We start from the raw sequence: 20,607 nt of genomic DNA, 5'->3' as shown, positions 1-20,607 counted from the left end.
TTCTTACCTGTTACCTATTTTTACGGTTAAAATGAGTAATAGATTCAATGAAAAGAGCTTTTGCTTTTGTTTTTTTTGCTTTCAACTTCCTTTTTGAAATTTCCTAAATCATCTTCCAGCTTTATGGCATAATTGATAGTAGTTTTCATCAATTCTTGTTGTGCAGAAATTTGTTCCTTTAACCGAGAAAGTTCTCGATTAATATCGGCCAAATTTTCTTCATACTGTTGTCGTAATTGCTCTTTTTCAAGTTTTGCCTTTTTTAATTCTGCTTTAAAAATTAAATATGATTCCGGTGGAGTCCTCATTTCTCTGCTGTTTTGGTGCTAGGAACGATCCTTTTGCGATCTTGACTTTAATAATCCCCTAGTAGGAGTGACCTAAATAATTATTTAATAACTGACATACCACCATCGACCTTTAATACCTGTCCGGTAATCCAAGAGGATTTGTCTGACAATAAAAATGCAGTTGAGGAGGCAATGTCTTTAACTGTTCCAAATCTTCCAAGCGGATGTCTTTTCGCAGCAGCCGCTTTCTTATCATCAGTCGAAAGTAAAGCATTTGCTAAGGGGGTATCAGTAAGGGATGGGGCGATAGCATTTACTCGTATTCCCGAGACCGCCCATTCAGCAGATAGGGATCTCGTAAGTCCTTCAATGGCTCCCTTTGCCCCAGCTACCGAGCTGTGAAAACCCAAACCTGTCTGAACAGCCACGGTGCTGTAAAGCACCACAGAAGCAGATTCGGCTTTTTTTAACAAGGTTTCCAGACTTTGAAGTACTTTAATAGCCCCCAAAAAATTTATTTCTAAATCCTGTCTAAATTCTGAAATTTTAAGCCTTTTGAAAGGTTTGAGATTAATGGTTCCAGGACAGTAAACCAAGCCGTGTACCACATCCGGTAGGTTTGGTATCTCTTCAAAATCATCTAAAATATCCAATTGATTGGCACCCGTTTTAGACCTTGAATAAGAATAAATACTAGCACCTTCGCTTGAAAGTGTTTCGGCTACTTTTTTACCTATACCGCTGTTTCCTCCGATAATTACTATGTTCTTTCCCTTCATTGATCCATTCATTATTTACCTATAAGAATGAATTAATGAGCAAATTGTTTAATAAATCTTACTGAAAAGTCGGATATCCTATGAAAAAGTTGAAAGTAGATAGAAAAAGCTGCCATAAAAGGGTGGCAGCTTTTGCTCATGAAGCTTGTTGAATACTATAGTGGTAATAAAGTTCCTATTACCTGGCCATTGAAATGTATTTCAGGAACTCATTTCTTTTTTGAGGATCATTTTCAAATTGTCCACTATAAAAGGAAGTGACTGTGCTACTGGTGGTGTCCCGTACACCTCTACTTGATACGCACATATGATCTGCATCTAAAATTATTGCAACATCGTCTGTTCCCAATGCTGCTTTTAGCTCATTGCCAATTTGGACCGTAAGCCTTTCCTGAACTTGAGGCCTTTTGGCGAAGTATTGTACAATTCGATTGATTTTAGATAATCCGATTACACTGCCATTGGAAATATAGGCTACATGTGCTTTTCCATAAATAGGGACAAAATGATGTTCGCAATGGGAGAAAAAAGTAATGTCTTTCTCTACCAACATTTCATTGTACCGGTATTTGTTCTGAAATAATTTTACCTCAGGCTTGTTTTTTGGGTCTAAGCCCGAAAAAACTTCTTTTATAAACATTTTTGCTACTCTCCTAGGCGTTCCTTTAAGGCTGTCGTCTGTGAGGTCCAAGCCAAGAATGTTCATGATTCCTTTAAAATGGTTTTCAATCAATTCCATCTTTAGGTCATCGTCCATTTCAAAAGCATCTTCCCTCAATGGTGTTTCATGGGAGGAAGAAATATGTTCGTCGCCAAAGTCGTCAATGGTTTGATTGAGATCAATCCCCGCTGAATTCAACAAAGTTTCTTTCTGTTTCATATAATCGAATTGTTAAGTCGTATTTTAATTCAATTTCTTCTCTCAAAATATTCCAAATAACCACAGCAATGTTTTCTGCAGTTGGATTAAGGTTTTTGAATTCATCGACATCTAAATTTAAGTTTTTGTGATCAAATTTGTTTGTTACATGTTCCTTTATTACCTCCTTCAGTTTCTTCATGTCATAGACATAGCCCGTGTCAGGATCTATAGGACCAGACAGTTTTACGACCAAATCATAATTGTGACCATGATAGCTGGGATTGTTGCACTTCCCGAAAATGGCATTGTTTTTTTCCTCTGACCACTTTGGGTTATGAAGCCTATGGGCAGCATTAAAATGTTCTTTTCGGTAGATGGCTATTTTCATAAAATATCTAACAGACTATCTGTAATTTTGTTTATCTTGATCGTATTATATCACCAAAGGATTAAAATTGCAAAGTAGCTAATTTGCTAAATGACTGATAACTCGCTTTAATCCTGATTTTTTTATACCAACCGAGAGAACAAATAATTAGGGGGTATCGGTTCAAAATTAATTAAAATATGGATGATGTTGGTTTATTGGCTAAATTTAACTTGGTGAAAAAGCTGGCTGATTGAAGTATGGTAAGCTTCATTTTAGAAATTGTTTTTCACTGATTTAAGCATATCAAATTTCCCGAAACATTTTAAAATTGCGGGATAAAGGCAGCTAATTTTTTTCAAGGGAAGTATAATATTTCCATTTAAAAACTGTTGTGATTCTGTAGTTGTTTTTGTCTACCCTTTGACTGTCTGGGTTTTCTAGAGGAGAAGATTTCGTTAAAGTAGGAATCTTTGAATAGATAGAGCTGTTATATTTAATGAAATGGGAGGATTGGTTCTAAAGCGAATGTTTCGGATGCTAATTTTACTTTTAGAGAAGGTTTTCATTTTTTCATGTTTGGTTTATTCTACATCTTCTTTTCAACTAAAAATTTATGATTAAAATTATTTTCTTTACACTACTTATTGTTTGTCCGGTTTTTTCTTTTGAAAATACACAATTACCTGAGCTTGTTAAAAAAGTGGAGCCCAATTCAAAATCAGGTAAAATAGCCTCCTCAGTAGCGACTATTTGGGAGCGCATTCGTTCGGATCAAAACTCGTTGAAGAAGGAGGTATTGCTGATGGCAGTTGAAGGTTACCAGAAAATGTTGGATAATGGCTTACTTGAAGAAGGTAAGCCCTTGACAATTATTGATTATGACCTGCCTTCCTCGGAGGAAAGGCTTTGGATAATAGACATTCAGAATCAAGATTTGGAATACGTGTCTTTAGTGGCTCATGGAAGAAACTCCGGTGGACTTCACGCCAAAAAATTCTCCAATGTCCCGGAGAGTTATATGAGTAGCCTTGGCTTTTACCTAACTGGTGAGACTTACATAGGTAAGCATGGGCAATCTTTAAGGTTGGATGGAATGGAGGAAGGAATCAATGATAATGCTCGGTTACGGGCAATCGTAATACATGCTGCTGATTATGCTGAAAGTTCATTTGTTAAACTTCATGGCAGGCTAGGTAGAAGCCTGGGTTGTCCAGCATTACCCGATGAAAATTTTAAAGAAATAATTAATTTGATAAAGGATAAAAGCTGTCTGTTTATCCACTCCAGTGAAAACAACTATAGCTCCCAATCTGCTTATATTGAACGTTTGACGGCGAGCTGATCCCAAATACCTCCTAAATTCAATAGAAGCTCATCAATGGCTTCTGCAGCAATTCAAAAAGTTCATCATCTCTCGAATAGAGGTCTTTTCTTACTTGATCAGTATTTTTGCTGTCTGTCCAAAAAGTAAGATAGAGAATAACGACGGGGATTTTTCTGGTAAGGGTGATAGATTTCTCTTTATTCGCCTCCATTGCTTTTTTTATCAGATCATCTGTCCACAAAGGTTGGTCGGCAAGTAACAATTTTGCCAATTCAAATGGCTGCTGAATTCGAATACATCCTGAACTCAAAGCTCGGTCTTCATTAGAAAAAAGACCTCTGGATGGAGTGTCATGAATGTATACATTGTGCTTGTTCGGGAACATAAACTTCACTTGGCCAAGAGAATTGCTTTCTCCCGGATCTTGCCTTACCATGTATTTGAAGTTTTTGCTATTTACTGAATTCCAGTTAATCTCAGAAGGATTGATTTCCTTTCCTGAATAATCAAGAATTCGCATGTTTTTAGCAGACAGGTAATTTTGATTTTTCTTGATTGATGGAATGACATCATTGTTTAATATGGTCGGAGGGACCGTCCATGTAGGACTAAATACCAAATAAGACATGGCGGCATTGAAAACAGGTGTTTTTCTATACGATTTTCCTACGATGGCATTGGAGTGCAGCAAAGTGTCTTTCTTACTGATATAATCCATGGCATAATTGGCAATGTTTACAAGTATCATTTCCTGGACCGTAGTGTCAGGAAGCCACCTTAAACGTTCCATATTTACCCTGATCTGTTTGATGACTTCCAGAGGGCTCTTGTTCAACGCATCAATCGTGGCCTTTCCCAAAACACCATCTGCCTGTAAGCCATTTCTTTTCTGAAAAACCTTGACACTTGCAAATAAAAGAGAGTCATAAACCTCTTCAGTCCCGGAATGAATGGAGGAATTCTTCAAATCTCCCCAAAACAGTAGCCTTTTTCTGATAATTTCCACCACTGGGCTTGTCTGTTCCAGCTCAATCTTTTCTTTTATCGATATCTTTTCCCAGGTTTGACTGTCTTTTTTCTTTTGAAGACCTATGTGCTTGATCAAGGACTGCCTCATGCGCGTGTAAATGGCAAACTTAGGTTGAAGGCTGAATAACTGTGCCCTGACATTGCGTTGGGAAACAGCTAAGATAAGTTTTTCTACAACCTTAGGCTCGCTCTCTTTTTGCATAATTTCCCAAGAACCATTGATATGCTCTGGATGAACTTTCCCCCCATAAATATGATTGGCATAAACGATAAATGCATCGCTTAGCAAGAAATCAACCTTGGCCAATTCATGAGCTGTTAAAGGGGATCCTGAAAAAAATTTTTCAAAGTAGGGGTTGATTGCATTCAGGTGGTAGTCTTCCGGAACTAAACCCTCTAATGCAGCATTTTGTATAAGCAATCGCAATTCCAAGGCATTGCATGTCAATGTTTGGTTTTCAGACCATCCAGGTTCAAATGCCCTGTCGGAATAAAAGACAAGTAGTTCCGTGTTTGAATATAAAGGGCTTTTATTGAAAAGATTATTCAAATAAGTACTATCTCCTTCCAGTATCGTTCTGATTTCGTTGGTCACCATTTGGCTTTGTGAAAAGGCACCGATCCTTAAAAAAACCATTTGGATTAAGAGGAGGAAATAGAAACTATACTTTGCTTTTCTCATGAAAGTGAATAATCTTTAAATTGATTTCCTACAATCCATGCACTTTTCAGCATAGCGAGAAAGCTATCCATATCAGCAAGGGGGATCATATTAGGGCCGTCGCTCAAGGCCACGGTTGGATTTGGATGGGTTTCTATAAAAAAGCCATCGACACCAGCTGCGCCAGCTGCTCTTGCGAGGTAGGGTGCCATTTGCCGTTGACCCCCACTGGTACCCTTGTTTGCTCCCGGCTGCTGTACACTATGGGTGACATCAAATATTACAGGGGCAAACTGCCGCATTATTGGTAAAGCGCGCATGTCTACCACTAGATTATGATAGCCGAGTGAAAAACCTCTTTCCGTAAGTGCTACATTGTCATTGCCAGTAGATCGAATCTTGTCTACAGCATATTGCATGTCTTCGGGTGCCATAAACTGACCTCTTTTAATTTTGATAGCCTTGCCGGTTTTTCCTGCGGCTACCAAAAGATCTGTTTGCCGGCAAAGAAAGGCAGGGATCTGCAAGACGTCGACTACATCTGCCACAGCATCTACTTGATAGCTTTCATGTACGTCTGTCACTAAAGGTACCTTAAGCGTATTGCCTACATTTTGAAGTACTTGCAAAGATTTTTCATGCCCAATACCCCTATAAGAATCAGATGAGGTTCGGTTGGCTTTGTCGAAAGAAGCCTTAAAGACATATCCAAAACCATGTTTTTCGGCAAGCTTCTTAACAGTGCTGCCGATTTCGAGGCAAATGTCAAGGCTTTCTACTGCACATGGACCGGAAAATAAAATAGGTTGATTTCCACCCAATAGCAGGTTTTCCCCAATGGTCATTGTATGCTGACTTCTTTCCATTTTTGACTTTAAAATTAATTATTAGGTATGGTTTTTAACAGCTATTGAAGGTAGGTTTCCACTAGCAAAGAGGATTAAGTCAGCCAATTCTCTAAAGGCTCCCTGCCCTCCCTTTTTCAAGGTAATATAATCTACTTTATCTTTGATATAATGTATGGCATCAGCAGGAGCTGCTGAAAAGCCAACATTTAACAACAATTCCAGATCGATAATATCATCTCCAATATAAGCAACTTGATTCGGATTTAATTCCATTTCTGCTATAAGCTCCAATAAGGTAGGCCACTTTTCCCGAATGCCATGAAGATGGAAATCTACACCCATTTGTTCGCATCGGATTTTGGATACGGATACATTACGACCAGTGATGACTCCAGTTTTTATTCCATTTTCACGAAGGTAAGGAATGACTTGCCCATCCTTTACCTGAAACTTCTTGTACTCCATCCCATTGTCGTCCAAAAGTATTCCTCCATCAGTTAGGACACCATCCAGATCAGTAACCAGAAGTTTTATTTCTCTGGCTTTATTGAGAACCTCTTCAAAGTTGGCATTGAAGTATTCCATTATCGCTTGTTTTTCCATTGGATGGAATACAAGTCCAACCTCCGTTGTTCAAGATTTCTTACACTACCAGTTTTACGTAACTTGGTCAACAATCCCAGATCTACATCTGCGACAATTGTGGTCTCAGTATTTAGGGAGGCTTCACCTATGATTGCATCATGCGGAAAAGAAAAGTCTGAAGGGGAATAGATTGCTGCTTGGGAATGTTGAATGTCCATGTTTTCAACGCGTGGGAGGTTACCTACAGATCCGGTAATAGCAACATAACATTCATTCTCAATGGCTCTGGCTTTGGCACAGGTGCTTACTCTCAGGTAAGCATTTTTAGTGTCTGTCCAAAATGGTACAAAAAGAATATCCATTTCCTTCTCTGCCAATATGCGTCCCAATTCAGGGAATTCTACATCATAGCAGATGAGTATGCCTATTTTCCCAGCATCTGTATCAAAAACTTTTATTTGATTTCCCCCTTGGAGACCCCAGTAGGACTGTTCATCTGGAGTGATGTGCAGCTTGTATTGTTTGTCCATGGTGCCGTCTCTTCTGCATAGATAACTTACATTTCGCAGTTTTTTCCCATCATATTCAGGCATACTCCCAGCAATAATGTTGACATTATAAGACAGTGCCAGGTCACGCATGCGGTTTACAATTTCCTCAGTATAATCGGCAAGATTTCTAATTGCTTCAGAAGCATCCATTTTGTTAAAACCTGCTAATAATGGTGCATTAAAAAACTCTGGGAACAAACAGAAATCTGATTGGTAATCAGAAACAGTATCAACAAAAAACTCTACCTGCTGCATCAAATCGTCTACATCGGTGAATCGCCTCATCTTCCATTGGACAAGCCCTAACCTTACAATTGTTTTTTTATTGCCAATTAATTTCTCATCCTTCTCATAATATATATTGATCCATTCCAGCAAGGTGGCATAGGCGCGGGAGTCCGTGTCTTCAGGCAGGTATTTGGTGATTACTTTCCTAACGTGAAATTCATTGGCCAGTTGAAAGGAAAGTACAGAGTCAAATATTTCTTTGTTCTTCACCAATTCAATGTATTTCCTCGGTGACATTTGATCAGCGAATTTACTGTAACCTGGTATTCTTCCTCCGGCTATTATAGACCTTAAGTTTAGGTTTTCGCAAAGTTCTTTTCTCGCATCATAAAGCCTTCTTCCTAGCCGCAAGCCCCTGTATTCCCTGTCTACAAATACATCAGTGCCGTAAAGAGTGTCTCCATCCGGATCATGCGTATCAAATTTTCCAAATCCAGTGATTTGGTCATAGGAATGGTTGTCACCATATTTAGCATAATCTACTATAAGGCTCATGGCTACGGCTACTACCTTGCCATTGTCCTCCAAACAAATCTGCCCTTCAGGAAAGGCATTAAGTTGATTTTTAAATTCCTCCTTAGTCCAAGACATTGCCTGGGTTTTATAAGTAGAAACCATTATTTCACGAATGTCATTAAAATCAGAATGTTTGATATTTCTGAGTTTAAGCCTGTGTTCGAGTTCTTCCTTTTGTTTACTCATGGGGATAAAATTAGCAACAAATGTACCTAAATTGCACGCTTAATGGGAGTAGTTAAGAAAAATTAAGGGGAATTTTAGCCCTCAATAAGTTTTATTTAACTTTTTGCTCCTAAGCGTGTTAATTTGAAGAATATTCAATTAAGAATTTTTATTTATTTTTCTGTAGCTTACAAATAGCTTTATTAGGTTTCATTGGTTAAAACCATACTTTATGAATGAATTAATACAAGAAGTCAAAGAGGGGAATTTTCTGGAGAAAATAAATGAGTTTCTCAACTTGAAAATAATAATGTTTGGAGAAACAACGCTAACCATAGGTTTGTTTTTAGGATTAACCATTTCAATTGTTCTAGTATTCGTTGTTTCTGAATTGGCGCGTAAATTTCTCGCCAATAAGATATTAACCAAGTATAAGCTAGAAATTGGTGTTCGCCAGTCCATTGCAACTATTTTCAAGTACCTTCTTATCATTATTGGCTTGGTTACCATTTTGCAAAACAGTAATGTAGACTTGAGTGCTCTTGGAATTTTGGCTGGAGCGATTGGTGTGGGTATTGGTTTTGGACTGCAGAATATAACAAATAATTTTATAAGTGGATTAATTATACTGTTCGAAAGGCCGATAAAAGTTGGGGATAGAATAGAGGTAGATGAGGTATATGGGGACGTAGTGTCAATATCTGCCAGATCTACCACTATACTTACAAATGACAATATTTCAATAATAGTTCCTAATAGCCAATTTATAGACAATGCAGTCATCAATTGGTCACACAATGATAGTAATATTAGGTTTAATATACCTGTAGGGGTATCGTATCGGGAAGATCCTGAGAAAATAAAGGAGATCTTGCTGGAAGTGGTGAAAAGAAATACTGGTGTGCTAAAAATACCGGAACCTGATGTGCTTTTTGATAAATACAATGATAGTAGTATTGATTTTAATCTCAGGGTATGGACGACGGAGTATACCAATAAACCAAGTGTCCTGAAGAGCCAACTTTATTACGAGATTTTTAAAAAATTTAGCGAGGAGAAAGTAGAGATTCCATTCCCTCAAAGGGATTTGCATATCCGTTCGGGCTTAGATAAAATTGCACCAGACTAATTTTTTTATTTCCTGTTTCTATTTACCTTTAGGGGGGTTATTGCCAACAGGTTAATGGCTAGGGATAAGGGATAAGAGAACGATGACCAGGAAAATATTTTTTATAGCATTTTTTTTTATAGCGATTTCAAATCAAATATTTGCTCAAGGTTTTAACCGGTATGCACGGGAGAAAGCATGGTCTTTTTCTTTACAGGGCGGACCTTCTCAGTATTTCGGAGACCTCTATGCCCTTTGGGAATACAAAGAAGGCGTTCAGCCAGATTATAATGTTGGTTTAAGTGCTCGGTACACTTTTGGTACAAATTTGAAAGCCAGAGGAGATATAGGGTTTTATCAGATTTCCGGGCAAGATGATCATGCAGACCCTGAAAGTGGAAGAATACCGCGAAATTTGAATTTTAGAAGTAGAAACTTTGAAGCTGCATTAATGGTAGAATACTATTTGTATCCCGTAAAAGTGTACTACGTCTCTAGAGAGTTTTATAATCCATATGTGTTTTTTGGAATAGGAGCGACTACCAATAACCCACAAACACTTTACAACGGAGAATGGGTGAATTTGCGCCCGTTAAGAACTGAAAATGAATATTACAATGAAATAGTTACCGTTTTTCCCATGGGACTTGGCTTTAAATATAAAGCAAATGTTTACATGGACTTTTTTATTGAAGGGAGTTATCGGTTTACCTATTCAGACCATCTTGATGATGTTAGTGCATTCAACATCTCTGGTTTTTATGAGGAATTAATAGAAGATTATATTACAGGGCTGAACCCTGACCGTTTGCGTTTTTCAATAAGAGAAGACAGATTTTTATTGCCAAATGGGGAGCCCAATGTCGAGTTAATAAGGAATACGAAAGGGAGTGCCAGAAGAGGTAGTGGTGACCCTAGAATCAATGAACCTGGAGCACGATACGATGGTTATTTTACATTAAACTTTGGGGCTGAAATTTATTTCTCTCTGGATATTTGGGACAATTGGATATTTAGCAAAAGGAATAGAGGGTTCAAATTCAGGTGATTTTGTGTCAGGTTATTTTTCTTAATTAACGAGTGATTCACATATAGTCATCTATATTCGAAATGAATAGGGATATTTTTTATACTTTTGGAATTGAATCGACCAATAATTTTACAATTACTGAAAATGTCTGAATATAATTTTCGCACCATTGAAAAAAAATGGCAGGACCGTTGGGAGCAAACGGGAATTTTCAATGCCAATCCTGAGGTAAATAAGCCTAAATTTTATTCTTTGGATATGTTCCCATATCCATCAGGAGCGGGGCTGCATGTAGGGCATCCACTAGGGTATATTGCCTCTGATATTGTCACGCGTTATAAAAGGTTAAAAGGATTCAACGTACTACACCCAATGGGGTATGATTCTTTTGGCTTACCAGCTGAGCAGTATGCGATACAGACTGGTCAGCATCCGGCGATAACGACCGAAGAGAATATTAAAAGATATACCGAACAGCTTAAAAACATAGGTTTTGCATTTGATTGGACCAAGGAAGTAAGGACATCAAATCCTGAATACTACCGATGGACACAGTGGATCTTTATGCAGCTTTTTGACAGCTATTATGACTTAGAAGCCAATAAAGCGCAGTCCATAAGCCATCTTATCTCAGTTTTTGAAAAAGAGGGAAATCAAAGCATCAGAGCAGCTTGCGATGAGGATACTGAAGGATTTACCAAAGATGATTGGAATAATTATTCTGATGAGGAAAAGCAAAAGACACTTTTAAGGTATAGACTAACCTATTTGGCAGAAACTACTGTGAACTGGTGTGGTGCCTTGGGAACGGTGCTTTCGAATGACGAAGTCAAAGATGGCTTTTCTGAAAGAGGTGGACATCCCGTAGAAAGAAAACGCATGATGCAATGGAGCATGCGGATAACTGCTTACGCAGAACGTTTGCTCACGGGTTTGGAAGGTCTGGACTGGCCTGATCCTGTCAAAGAAATGCAAAGAAACTGGATCGGTAGGTCATTGGGTGCCGAAATGGTATTTGATGTAGAGGGGAAAAATGACAAAATCAAGGTTTTCACTACGCGGATTGATACCATTTATGGAGTGACCTACTTGGCCTTGGCTCCAGAACATGAGTTGGTAGCTGATTTGATCACTGAGGATCAAAGGGAAACGGCTGTTGACTATGTAGCTCAGGCTAAAAACAGGTCCGAGCGAGACAGAATGTCGGATGTGAAAACCATTTCAGGGGCATTTACGGGTAGTTATGCTTTAAATCCGTTCAATGGCGAAAAAATCCCAATTTGGATTGCTGATTATGTTTTGGCTGGTTATGGAACAGGGGCTGTTATGGCTGTTCCTTCGCATGACGAGCGGGATTATAATTTTGCGAATCACTTTGGCTTAGAGAAAAGACAAGTAATAGAAGGAGATATGTCCAATGGTTCCTTTCCAGGCAAAGGTGGGACCATCATGAATTCAGGCTTTATAAGTGGATTGAAAATGCAGCCGGCTATGGATAAAGCCATTTCCTTTCTTGAAGAAAAAGGAATAGGAAAAGGCAAAATTCAATATAGAATGAGGGATGCTATTTTTACACGTCAAAGATATTGGGGCGAGCCACTTCCTGTTTATTTCAAAAATAATTTACCTTACCTTATTGATGAGCGTGATTTACCTCTAAGGTTACCTGAAGTAGATAAATATTTACCTACAGAAGATGGCGCTCCACCTTTAGGCAGGGCGAAAGAATGGACTTATAAAACAGAATCAGGAACTTATCCACTGGAAATGAGTACCATGCCAGGTTGGGCAGGTTCAAGTTGGTACTTTTTCAGGTACATGGATGCCAATAATAAAGAGGAGTTTGTAAGTAAATCCGCCGCTGATTATTGGGGAGCTGTTGATTTGTATATAGGAGGTGCTGAACATGCTACCGGTCACTTGCTTTATTCCAGGTTTTGGACAAAGTTCTTATTTGATAGAGATCTGGTTTCTATTGAGGAGCCTTTTCAAAAAATGATTAATCAAGGAATGATACAGGGTCGTTCCAACTTTGTTTATCGCAAGAAAGGAACCAATACATTTGTCAGCCATGGATTAATCGGCGAGCACGAAGTAAGCCCAATGCATGTGGATGTAAACATCGTTTACAATGATCAACTGGATCTGGAAGCTTTTAAAAGTTGGAGACCTGATCTTAAAGAGGCTGAATTCCTTCTTGAGAATGGCAAGTACATTTGTGGGGCGGAAGTTGAAAAAATGTCCAAGTCCAAATACAATGTGGTCAATCCAGATGATGTAATTGAGAGCTATGGTGCTGATACTTTAAGGCTTTATGAAATGTTTCTTGGCCCATTAGAGCAGTTTAAACCCTGGAATACCAACGGGATTGATGGTGTATTTAAGTTTTTGAAAAAACTTTGGAGACTTTTCCATGACCAAAAAGGAGAGTGGAATGTATCTGACAAACCCGCCTCCAAAGAAGCGTTAAAATCCTTACATAAAACTATGAAAAAAGTGGAGGAAGATATAGAGCGACATGCTTTTAATACTTCTGTTTCTTCCTTTATGATTTGTGTAAATGAATTGTCTGCCTTGAAATGCAATAATAAGGATGTGCTAGAGCCACTGTTGGTAGTGTTGTCGCCCTATGCACCTCATATTGCTGAAGAATTGTGGGAACGCTTAGGACATGAAGAATCAATTATTAATTCTAAATTCCCTCAAGCAGAAGAAAAATACCTTGCAGAAGAAAGCCACCAATACCCCGTGTCTATCAATGGTAAGATGAGGGCAAAAATTGAATTGTCATTGAGCCTTTCAAAACAAGAAATAGAAGAAGCAGCGCTGGCTGACGAACATATCCTGAAATGGACTAATGGCCAAAAACCTAAAAAGGTCATCGTCGTACCTGGTAAAATCGTGAACATTGTACTCTAAGCCGAAATAGGTATTTGTAAAATTATTTCTATTGCTTCGTTCAAATTTAAAATTTTAAAAGCCCAATTCAATCTGATTTGGGCTTTTTGCTATTTAATTTATCCAAAAATAATCTTTGGTTATTGGCATGAAATTTTTTCAAACAGAGATAAAAAATGAATATGGGGAATCAAAAGGAATTAATTGAGGATATCCACAATCTATTTGGTAAATTTGAAATATGAACATAGGGGATAAGGTAAGGTTATTGCATGGAAAGGAGGAAGGTGTTATTACCAAGCTTTCTTCTGGTGGGCAGGTTGAAATTGAAATTGAAGACGGGTTTAGAATTCCGGTATTAAAAACTGAGTTGGTGCTTATCAACGAAGCTGAGGAAACTTATTTTGACCCAAAGCCCAAAAAGTCCACAAGTTACTTTTCCAGTGTTCCTAAAAGTAATGTTGCTGACAAAGAGGAAGGGGTTTATTTGGCCTATGTTCCTTATAACGATCAGCTGCATGATTTGGTGCTTGTAAATAACTCCTCCAAAGATTGCCTTTATTCTTTTGACGAGAGTCAAAGCGTTAAGACAAAAAATATAGGCGCAGGTGTGGTTAAAGCCAAGTCATTTACCAAGATTGGTGAGAAGATGCTTCAGGAGTTTGAGCAATGGCCACCTTTTAGTGTAATGATGGTTTTACTGAACAAGCAATTTGAAAAGCAGCAGCCCGTTCAGGTAAGGAATATCAAATTAAAAGCCTCATCCTTTTTTAAAAGTATGGGCAAAGCTCCATTACTGAATAAAGACGCCTATTTTTTCAGGATTGATGATACCCTAAATACCCTGAACGTCAGTAAATTAAATCAGGATCTCAATCCAAAGCCTCAGGACATTTATCCTACCGCTAAAGTAAAGAGGCCTCCCGCGTCGGTGGATCTTCATATTGAGAAGTTGACGGATGATTTCGACTTGATGAGCAATAGTGAAATGTTACAATTGCAGATGAAAACGTTTGAAACCAATCTGAATGATGCAATTGTTTCAGCCATGGATGAGATTGTTTTTATTCATGGCATTGGGAATGGCGTTTTAAGAAAAAATATCCATAAATATTTGAGTCAGTTACAAGGGATCAAATATTTTAAGGACAGTCAGAAGACCAATTTTGGATATGGAGCTACAACAGTAAAAATAAACGAATAGCGATGGAATCGTCTACCTTACCGCTGATTTTACATGTTTTTGATAAGCACTATGATGCCGGTAAGGCATTGTTTGAGGAGCTCTCGAAAAAGTTGAAATCAAAAAAATCAATTGAGCTTGAATCTCATTTGGATTTTTTCAGTGTCTATATTCAACTGCTAGAAAGAGCACATTTTGAAAAGAAGCGAGAGATAAGTCAAATACTTTCTCCATTTAAGGTTTTGCACAAAAACCTTCGCAAAGTAAGGCATATTCGGTTTATTCAAGATGGGTTTTTAACCTACATGCATGTCAATAAGTGGCACTATTCAGATTACGAAAAACTGATCTCTTCAGATAAAAACAGGGTTTATTCTGATGTTTATGAATTGATTTTATCAATCCCATTGCAAAAATGGGAAGATCTTTACAAGAAAATTTGGCAATACTCAAAAGGGATGTCTATTTTGAGTATTAACACGGCTATTAATCAAATAATCAATGAGGAAGTGGAATACTTCCAATTCGGGACTAAAACAAAACTCGACGCCCAAACAATAAGTGAAATCTATAAAGGCCTCAAGAAAGTTACTGTTTTAGAAAAAATAAGGTTATCCATAGGCCTGAATAGTATTTTTACCCATGAGGTTCATGAGGAGATTGATGCCCTGGGAACAGTGATGGTGAATTGGCATAAAAATCATTTGCTACTCCAACATCTTGGTAGTCATTTAGGTAAAAAAGAAGATATAAGTAAAAAGTACCAACCAGTACTTACCCTTCTAAAGAAAAACCACAAAGATTTAACAACAGATATCGACAATAAATGTCAATATCTGTTTAAGAAAATGTTGCCTTGATTTAATCTAAAGCTTGGGCAAGGTCATTTTTTAAGTCTTCAGCATCCTCAATTCCTACACTTAATCGAATCAAAGAATCTGATAAGCCTACTTTTTCTCTTTCAGATTTAGGTATACTTGCATGTGTCATTGTTGCCGGGTGACCACAAAGGGATTCAACACCACCTAGTGACTCTGCCAAAACAAAAATCTCAAAACTTTCCAAAACTTTAATAGCATCTTCTATTTTGTTGTCTTTTAAAGTGAACGAAATCATGCCGCCAAAATATTTCATTTGTTTTTTAGCTATCAGATGGTTAGGATGGTCTTCAAAACCTGGCCAAAAGACTTTATCTACCTTTGGATGATTAATTAGATAAGCCGCTATTGTTTTTCCATTTTGGCAATGCCTTTCCATTCTAATGTGCAAAGTTTTTATTCCACGTAGGACCAAAAAACAATCTTGAGGTCCCGGTACAGCTCCACAGGAATTTTGAATGAAGGCCAGGTCATCTGCAAGTTTCTTGTCTTTGACAACTAGAGCCCCCATGACAACATCTGAGTGGCCAGCAAGGTATTTGGTCACTGAATGCATGACCAGGTCAGCACCTAAATCCAAAGGCGTTTGTAGAAAGGGTGTGGCGAAAGTATTGTCAACGCCAAAAAGTACTTTATGCCTTTTTGCGATCTCCCCTAATGCTTTGATGTCAATAATGTTCATCATTGGGTTAGTGGGTGTTTCTGCCCATATCAACTTGGTATTCTCGTTGATAAGGGATAAGATGTCTTCCGGCTTTTCCATGTTTACGAAATGAAATTTTATTCCGTATTTTGAAAAAACTTTAGTGAAAATCCTGTAAGTACCTCCATAAAGATCATTAGTGCTGATGACCTCATCTCCTGGCTTCAACAATTTCAATAGGCAGTCGATAGCGGCCATCCCGGAAGAGAAACACAATCCATGATTGCCATTTTCCAATGCTGCCAGGTTGTTTTCTAAAGCTTGCCTGGTTGGATTTTGAGTTCTGGAGTATTCAAAACCTTTGTGATCACCGGGCGATTTCTGTACGTATGTTGAGGTTTGGAATATAGGAGTCATGATTGCCCCTGTGCCTGGATCTGGTTTGATCCCTGCATGTATGGCTTTTGTAGCAAATTTCATATGTTATATATATAGGGTTATTTAACCAAATAAGGCTATTTCCTATCCAAAGGCATTATTTGATTAAATATTAGTCAAAATTATTTTTAGTTTTGTTCAAAGATGGACAAAAAACCTCCTATTTTCAAGCATTTTAGAAATATCTATAGCAAAAGCCCTTGGGTTTTAGCGTCAATTCTCTGGGTCAGCATACTTCCAACAATAGGTGCTATTACCCTTGGTAATTGGATATACAAGAATTGGGCAGAGCTAGAAATATTGCCAATTGATCAACCCAATATTGCCTTCCTTTACTGCCTTATAGGTACGGTGTTAATGGGCTTTGCATTGGTTCCGACGACTTTTTTTGCAGTAGTGACAGGGTTCTTGTTTGGCTGGTTAGCTTTTCCGTACCTGGTATTATCCTATACACTAGCAAGTGCGGTTGGGTATTTGTTAGGGAGAGTGTTGGAGAAAGACAGCCTTGAATGGATCTTGGAGCCCTATCCAAAGGCAAGACAATTGATTCACAATAAAAAGGATCAAATGGGGGTATTGATTTTTTATATACGGATCAGCCCAGTAATTCCTTTTGCTATTTCTAATTTGGTTTTCGCACTTTTAGATACCGGTTTGAAGCGGGTTTTGTGGTTTGGTTTAATAGGGATGCTACCGAGAACCTTGCTTGCATTTTCCTCAGGTGCATTTGCTGGCAATATCCAGGATGCACTCTCCTCCAATGCTCCCTTTTGGCAATATTTATTGATAGGAGGGCTACTAATACTAAGCGTTTGGGGGATTTATAGTTTCTTCACCAAACCAGGCAAAAAAATGAATTCATAGGTAAATCCTATTGACTTCATACCCTTTGTTCTTTAAGAGGTTAAGGATTCCATTTGGCCCTCCTAGATGTCCTGCTCCAACGGCAATGAAAGCACTGCCTTCATTCATGATTTGAGTCATGGGGGCCACCCATTTTTTGTTTCTATCAGAGAGAAATAAATCTTGGTAATCGTTGTATTCAGGGCTTTCTGAAACCATCTTTAAAAGAGCGAGAATTTTCTCTTCTTTATAGGCTTTTATTAGTTTTCTGAACTCTTCCTGCCCCTTGTCTATGTCATTCACATAGCTATAAAAACTTCGGTATTGGCTCTTAAGTGGGATATGGTCAAAAAGAGACATTTGGTCGTCAAATGTCTCTAATCCTGTTACTTCAATCTGAGCTTCTTTTGCAAGAATCATTAATTCATTCTCAAAAGACTTTGTTTCGCATTCCAGTAAGTTATTATAGATCAGTGACATCAATACCATTGGACGCATTTCCTGTAGCATGTCCATGTCCATGCCGGTTCTTTCCTTTAGGAAAGTATACACGGTAAGGTACTCTTCCTTAGATAGGAAATCTTTTATTTTTTGCCCATCTTTATTGTAAAGGTTATCCCTCATGCTTCCCTGCAGGGCAGGGTCGTCCAGGTCTACTTCAAGCACAAGCACATCAGTTTCTGATATCTTCTCAGAAATCTGGGGGTTTATCGTAAAATTTCCTTCACAAATAAGGTGAATGGTCCCAAAAAGATAGGAGGGCTTAGGATTGTTTTGACTTGATATTTCCCAAAAAACGCCCTCTTCTTCTTGTCCAAATGCACTTAAATATCCTAGGAAAAACAGCCAAATAAAGTAAGCTCCCTTTAACATTATAATATTATCTTTTCAACCGCTATAGGTTTTGTCTAAGTGGCGGTCACTTGATTTTACGTTTTCAAATTCCAAAAATTGTTCCCAAAATGCTTCTTCTGGCAAAGCGGCCCTTAAGATTAATTTTTCCTTTTTTATAGGATGAATAAAGACCAAATGAAAAGCATGTAGGTTTATACTTGCGTCAGGATTCGGCTTTGGAAAGCCATACTTTACATCTCCTCTTATGGGGCAATCCATGGAGGCCAATTGCACTCGCAACTGATGTGGCCTACCTGTAACAGGGCGGAGTTCTAGTAACCAATGATCGTTTAATTTACCCAACCTTTTGTAAGTCATTTCAGATTTCTTGGACTCTGGAACTTCCTTATCGTAAGCTTTTGAAACATTTTTATCAGCATCTTTAACCAACCAATGGGTTAATTTACCTGCTTCTTCTCTTGGCTTTCTTTTAACCAATGCCCAGTAAACTTTGTGAACTTCTCTTTTCCTGAACAAAGCAGTCATTCTTTCCAATGCTTTGGAGGTTCTTGCAAAAACCACCACGCCACTCACAGGACGGTCTAGTCTATGTACTGGGTGCAAGAAAACAGCGCCTGGTTTATTGTATTTATTTGCTATGTAGGTTTTACATAGATCTGTAAGGGTTTTGTCTCCTGTTTTATCTCCCTGGACCAAAATCCCAGCAGATTTGTTGACTATCAGCAAATGATTGTCCTCAAATATTACATTAAATGGTTTTTTCATGTTTTCTCAGGTTTGATAAATAGGTTAATATTCTGATGTATTATGGAATTCAATTTCAGGGAAATTTTCCTGAACCATTTGTAACCAGGCCTTGGTCTCAGCCATGAATACTAATTTACCATTTCTATCTTTTGCAATATGTCTTTGTTTAGAACGGATGAACTCATCCAATTTCTTTTTGTCCGTGCTGGTGATCCAACAAGCCTTGTATAGATTCATTGGGACGAAGTCAGCAGTGGCATTGTATTCATTTTTTAACCTGAACTTTATTACTTCAAATTGAAGTTGACCTACGGTGCCTACCACTTTTCTAGATCCTATTTCAAAGGTAAAGAGTTGTGCAACCCCTTCTTCCATCAATTGTTGCAAGCCTTTTTCTAGTTGCTTGGTTTTCATGGCATCCTTATTTACAACTTCCCTGAAAATCTCTGGGGAAAAACTAGGGATGCCTTTGAAAGTTAGGTTTTCACCATCAGTCAAACTGTCTCCAATTTTCAAATTACCTGTATCGTAAAGCCCTACGATATCACCGGGGAAAGCTTCTTCGATTATTTCTTTGTCCTGAGCCATAAAGGAAGTGACATTTGAAAAGCGAAGTGGTTTAGTTCCCCTTACATGGTTATAAGGTTTATTTCTTTGAAAGGTCCCTGAACAGATACGTAAAAATGCGATACGGTTTCTATGTTTAGGATCCATGTTGGCGTGAATCTTGAAAATAAATCCGCTGAAATTATCTTCATCAGGTTTGACTTCACGTTCATCCGTCTGTCGGCTTTTTGGGCCAGGAGCTATTTTGATAAAGGTATCCAACATTTCTTTTATGCCAAAATTATTGACCGCAGAGCCAAAGAATACAGGAGCAACAGTACCTTCCAAGTATTCCTTAGGGTCAAAATCGGGATATACCCCTTCAATTAACTCCACGTCTTCTCTGAGTTGATCTGCCAAATTGGTTCCTATACGCTGATCTAGTTTTTCAGAACTTAGGTCTTCAATAACAACCCTGTCATCGCTGAGTTTTCGCTGACTGGGGGTAAACAGATTCAATTGTTTGTCATAAAGATTGTAAACACCTTTAAATGATTTCCCCATAGAAATGGGCCAGGAGAGTGGTCTTACCTTTATATTTAATTTGGACTCCACTTCATCTAGCAAGTCATAAGGGTCACGTCCTTCTCTATCGAGCTTATTAATAAAGCAAATAACAGGCGTCTTTCTCATCCTGCATACTTCCATTAATTTTTCAGTTTGAATTTCCACCCCCTTTACGCAGTCAATAACCATAATTACTGAATCCACAGCAGTGAGTGTCCGGTAGGTGTCTTCTGCAAAGTCCTGGTGACCTGGGGTGTCAAGGAGATTTATTTTCTGCCCCTTATATTCAAAACCCATTACAGAAGTAGCCACAGATATTCCTCTTTGCTTTTCAATCTCCATCCAATCGGATTTGGTAGCAGTATCTATCTTATTTGATTTTACCGCCCCCGCTGTTTTGATAGCACCTCCAAAAAGCAGCATCTTCTCTGTTAATGTGGTCTTACCCGCATCAGGGTGAGCTATAATTCCAAAAGTTTTTCTTTTTGCTATCTCTTGAGTTAGGGTCATGGTGCATAGGTGTTTTCAGCGTGCAAAGGTAGGTAAATCAGTTGACAATGTCAGACATTATCCCGATGGGTATAGGTATTGTTTAGGAAAAGT

Annotated in this window: 19 protein-coding genes; 7 read left to right on the top strand and 12 right to left on the bottom strand. The window is 38.2% G+C overall.

Annotation, left to right across the window (positions count from 1 at the left end):
- Positions 1 to 44: 44 nt before the first annotated feature.
- From AAC073_RS06040 to AAC073_RS06025, 4 genes are all read right to left on the bottom strand, one after another.
- Positions 45 to 308 carry a hypothetical protein gene (locus AAC073_RS06040; protein WP_339922951.1) on the bottom strand — a complete coding sequence of 88 codons (264 nt, stop codon included), beginning with the start codon at positions 306 to 308 and terminating at the stop codon, positions 45 to 47.
- An 80-nt stretch (positions 309 to 388) separates the two neighbouring features.
- On the bottom strand, positions 389 to 1,069 hold the full coding sequence (locus tag AAC073_RS06035; protein ID WP_339922950.1) for an SDR family oxidoreductase: 681 nt from the start codon (positions 1,067 to 1,069) through the stop codon (positions 389 to 391).
- 178 nt (positions 1,070 to 1,247) lie between these two features.
- Positions 1,248 to 1,949 (bottom strand): GTP cyclohydrolase I FolE, encoded by a 702-nt coding sequence (gene folE, locus AAC073_RS06030; protein WP_339922949.1) that lies wholly within the window; start codon positions 1,947 to 1,949, stop codon positions 1,248 to 1,250.
- On the bottom strand, positions 1,909 to 2,319 hold the full coding sequence (locus tag AAC073_RS06025) for a 6-carboxytetrahydropterin synthase (protein WP_339922948.1): 411 nt from the start codon (positions 2,317 to 2,319) through the stop codon (positions 1,909 to 1,911). The genes folE and AAC073_RS06025 overlap by 41 nt, the downstream gene beginning before the upstream one ends.
- 595 nt (positions 2,320 to 2,914) lie before the next feature.
- On the opposite strand from AAC073_RS06025, the gene AAC073_RS06020 reads away from it, so the two are divergent.
- Positions 2,915 to 3,643: a murein L,D-transpeptidase catalytic domain family protein gene (locus tag AAC073_RS06020; RefSeq protein WP_339922947.1), complete on the top strand. Its 729-nt coding sequence runs from the start codon at positions 2,915 to 2,917 to the stop codon at positions 3,641 to 3,643.
- A 19-nt stretch (positions 3,644 to 3,662) separates the two neighbouring features.
- Here AAC073_RS06020 and AAC073_RS06015 read toward each other — a convergent pair whose 3' ends face one another.
- The 4 genes from AAC073_RS06015 to AAC073_RS06000 are packed head-to-tail and all read right to left on the bottom strand — an operon-like array spanning position 3,663 to position 8,289.
- Entirely contained in the window at positions 3,663 to 5,336 is a 1,674-nt protein-coding gene (locus tag AAC073_RS06015; RefSeq protein WP_339922946.1) for a L,D-transpeptidase family protein, read from the bottom strand.
- On the bottom strand, positions 5,333 to 6,181 hold the full coding sequence (gene kdsA, locus AAC073_RS06010; RefSeq protein ID WP_339922945.1) for a 3-deoxy-8-phosphooctulonate synthase: 849 nt from the start codon (positions 6,179 to 6,181) through the stop codon (positions 5,333 to 5,335). The genes AAC073_RS06015 and kdsA overlap by 4 nt, the downstream gene beginning before the upstream one ends.
- A gap of 21 nt (positions 6,182 to 6,202) precedes the next feature.
- Complete coding sequence (locus AAC073_RS06005) at positions 6,203 to 6,748, bottom strand: HAD hydrolase family protein (RefSeq protein ID WP_339922944.1); 546 nt, start codon at positions 6,746 to 6,748, stop codon at positions 6,203 to 6,205.
- Entirely contained in the window at positions 6,748 to 8,289 is a 1,542-nt protein-coding gene (locus tag AAC073_RS06000; protein ID WP_339922943.1) for a bifunctional GNAT family N-acetyltransferase/carbon-nitrogen hydrolase family protein, read from the bottom strand. Before AAC073_RS06000 ends, AAC073_RS06005 begins: the two co-directional genes overlap by 1 nt.
- A gap of 211 nt (positions 8,290 to 8,500) precedes the next feature.
- Here AAC073_RS06000 and AAC073_RS05995 point away from each other — a divergent pair, with 211 nt between their 5' ends.
- The 5 genes from AAC073_RS05995 (at position 8,501) to AAC073_RS05975 (ending at position 15,347) form a co-directional block, all read left to right on the top strand.
- Entirely contained in the window at positions 8,501 to 9,397 is an 897-nt protein-coding gene (locus tag AAC073_RS05995) for a mechanosensitive ion channel domain-containing protein (RefSeq protein ID WP_339922942.1), read from the top strand.
- Positions 9,398 to 9,479: 82 nt separating this feature from the next.
- A complete protein-coding gene (locus tag AAC073_RS05990) occupies positions 9,480 to 10,424 on the top strand; it encodes a hypothetical protein (protein ID WP_339922941.1) in 945 nt (314 codons plus the stop codon).
- 126 nt (positions 10,425 to 10,550) lie between these two features.
- Positions 10,551 to 13,325 (top strand): leucine--tRNA ligase, encoded by a 2,775-nt coding sequence (gene leuS / locus AAC073_RS05985; RefSeq protein ID WP_339922940.1) that lies wholly within the window; start codon positions 10,551 to 10,553, stop codon positions 13,323 to 13,325.
- A gap of 220 nt (positions 13,326 to 13,545) precedes the next feature.
- Entirely contained in the window at positions 13,546 to 14,508 is a 963-nt protein-coding gene (locus AAC073_RS05980) for a Smr/MutS family protein (protein WP_339922939.1), read from the top strand.
- 2 nt (positions 14,509 to 14,510) lie between these two features.
- Entirely contained in the window at positions 14,511 to 15,347 is an 837-nt protein-coding gene (locus AAC073_RS05975; RefSeq protein ID WP_339922938.1) for a hypothetical protein, read from the top strand.
- A gap of 1 nt (position 15,348) precedes the next feature.
- Here AAC073_RS05975 and AAC073_RS05970 read toward each other — a convergent pair whose 3' ends face one another.
- Entirely contained in the window at positions 15,349 to 16,488 is a 1,140-nt protein-coding gene (locus tag AAC073_RS05970; protein ID WP_339922937.1) for a cystathionine gamma-synthase, read from the bottom strand.
- A gap of 102 nt (positions 16,489 to 16,590) precedes the next feature.
- Between AAC073_RS05970 and AAC073_RS05965 the strand changes: the two genes are divergently transcribed.
- A complete protein-coding gene (locus AAC073_RS05965; RefSeq protein WP_339922936.1) occupies positions 16,591 to 17,310 on the top strand; it encodes a VTT domain-containing protein in 720 nt (239 codons plus the stop codon).
- Here the strand turns inward: AAC073_RS05965 and AAC073_RS05960 are convergent.
- The 3 genes from AAC073_RS05960 to AAC073_RS05950 are packed head-to-tail and all read right to left on the bottom strand — an operon-like array spanning position 17,305 to position 20,514.
- Positions 17,305 to 18,162, bottom strand: a complete 858-nt coding sequence (locus AAC073_RS05960; protein ID WP_339922935.1) for a TraB/GumN family protein — start codon at positions 18,160 to 18,162, stop codon at positions 17,305 to 17,307. The two genes, AAC073_RS05965 and AAC073_RS05960, sit on opposite strands and share 6 nt — an antisense overlap.
- Before the next feature lie 15 nt (positions 18,163 to 18,177).
- Positions 18,178 to 18,909 (bottom strand): RluA family pseudouridine synthase, encoded by a 732-nt coding sequence (locus tag AAC073_RS05955; RefSeq protein WP_339922934.1) that lies wholly within the window; start codon positions 18,907 to 18,909, stop codon positions 18,178 to 18,180.
- Positions 18,910 to 18,933: 24 nt separating this feature from the next.
- Positions 18,934 to 20,514, bottom strand: coding sequence for a peptide chain release factor 3 (locus AAC073_RS05950; protein WP_339922933.1), 1,581 nt, complete (start codon positions 20,512 to 20,514; stop codon positions 18,934 to 18,936).
- Positions 20,515 to 20,607: the final 93 nt, after the last annotated feature.

The organism is uncultured Cyclobacterium sp., from assembly GCF_963977555.1.
GTDB lineage: Bacteria > Bacteroidota > Bacteroidia > Cytophagales > Cyclobacteriaceae > Cyclobacterium.
Note: the sequence above shows the minus strand (reverse complement) of the source record. Positions and strands in the feature narration are given on the sequence as shown.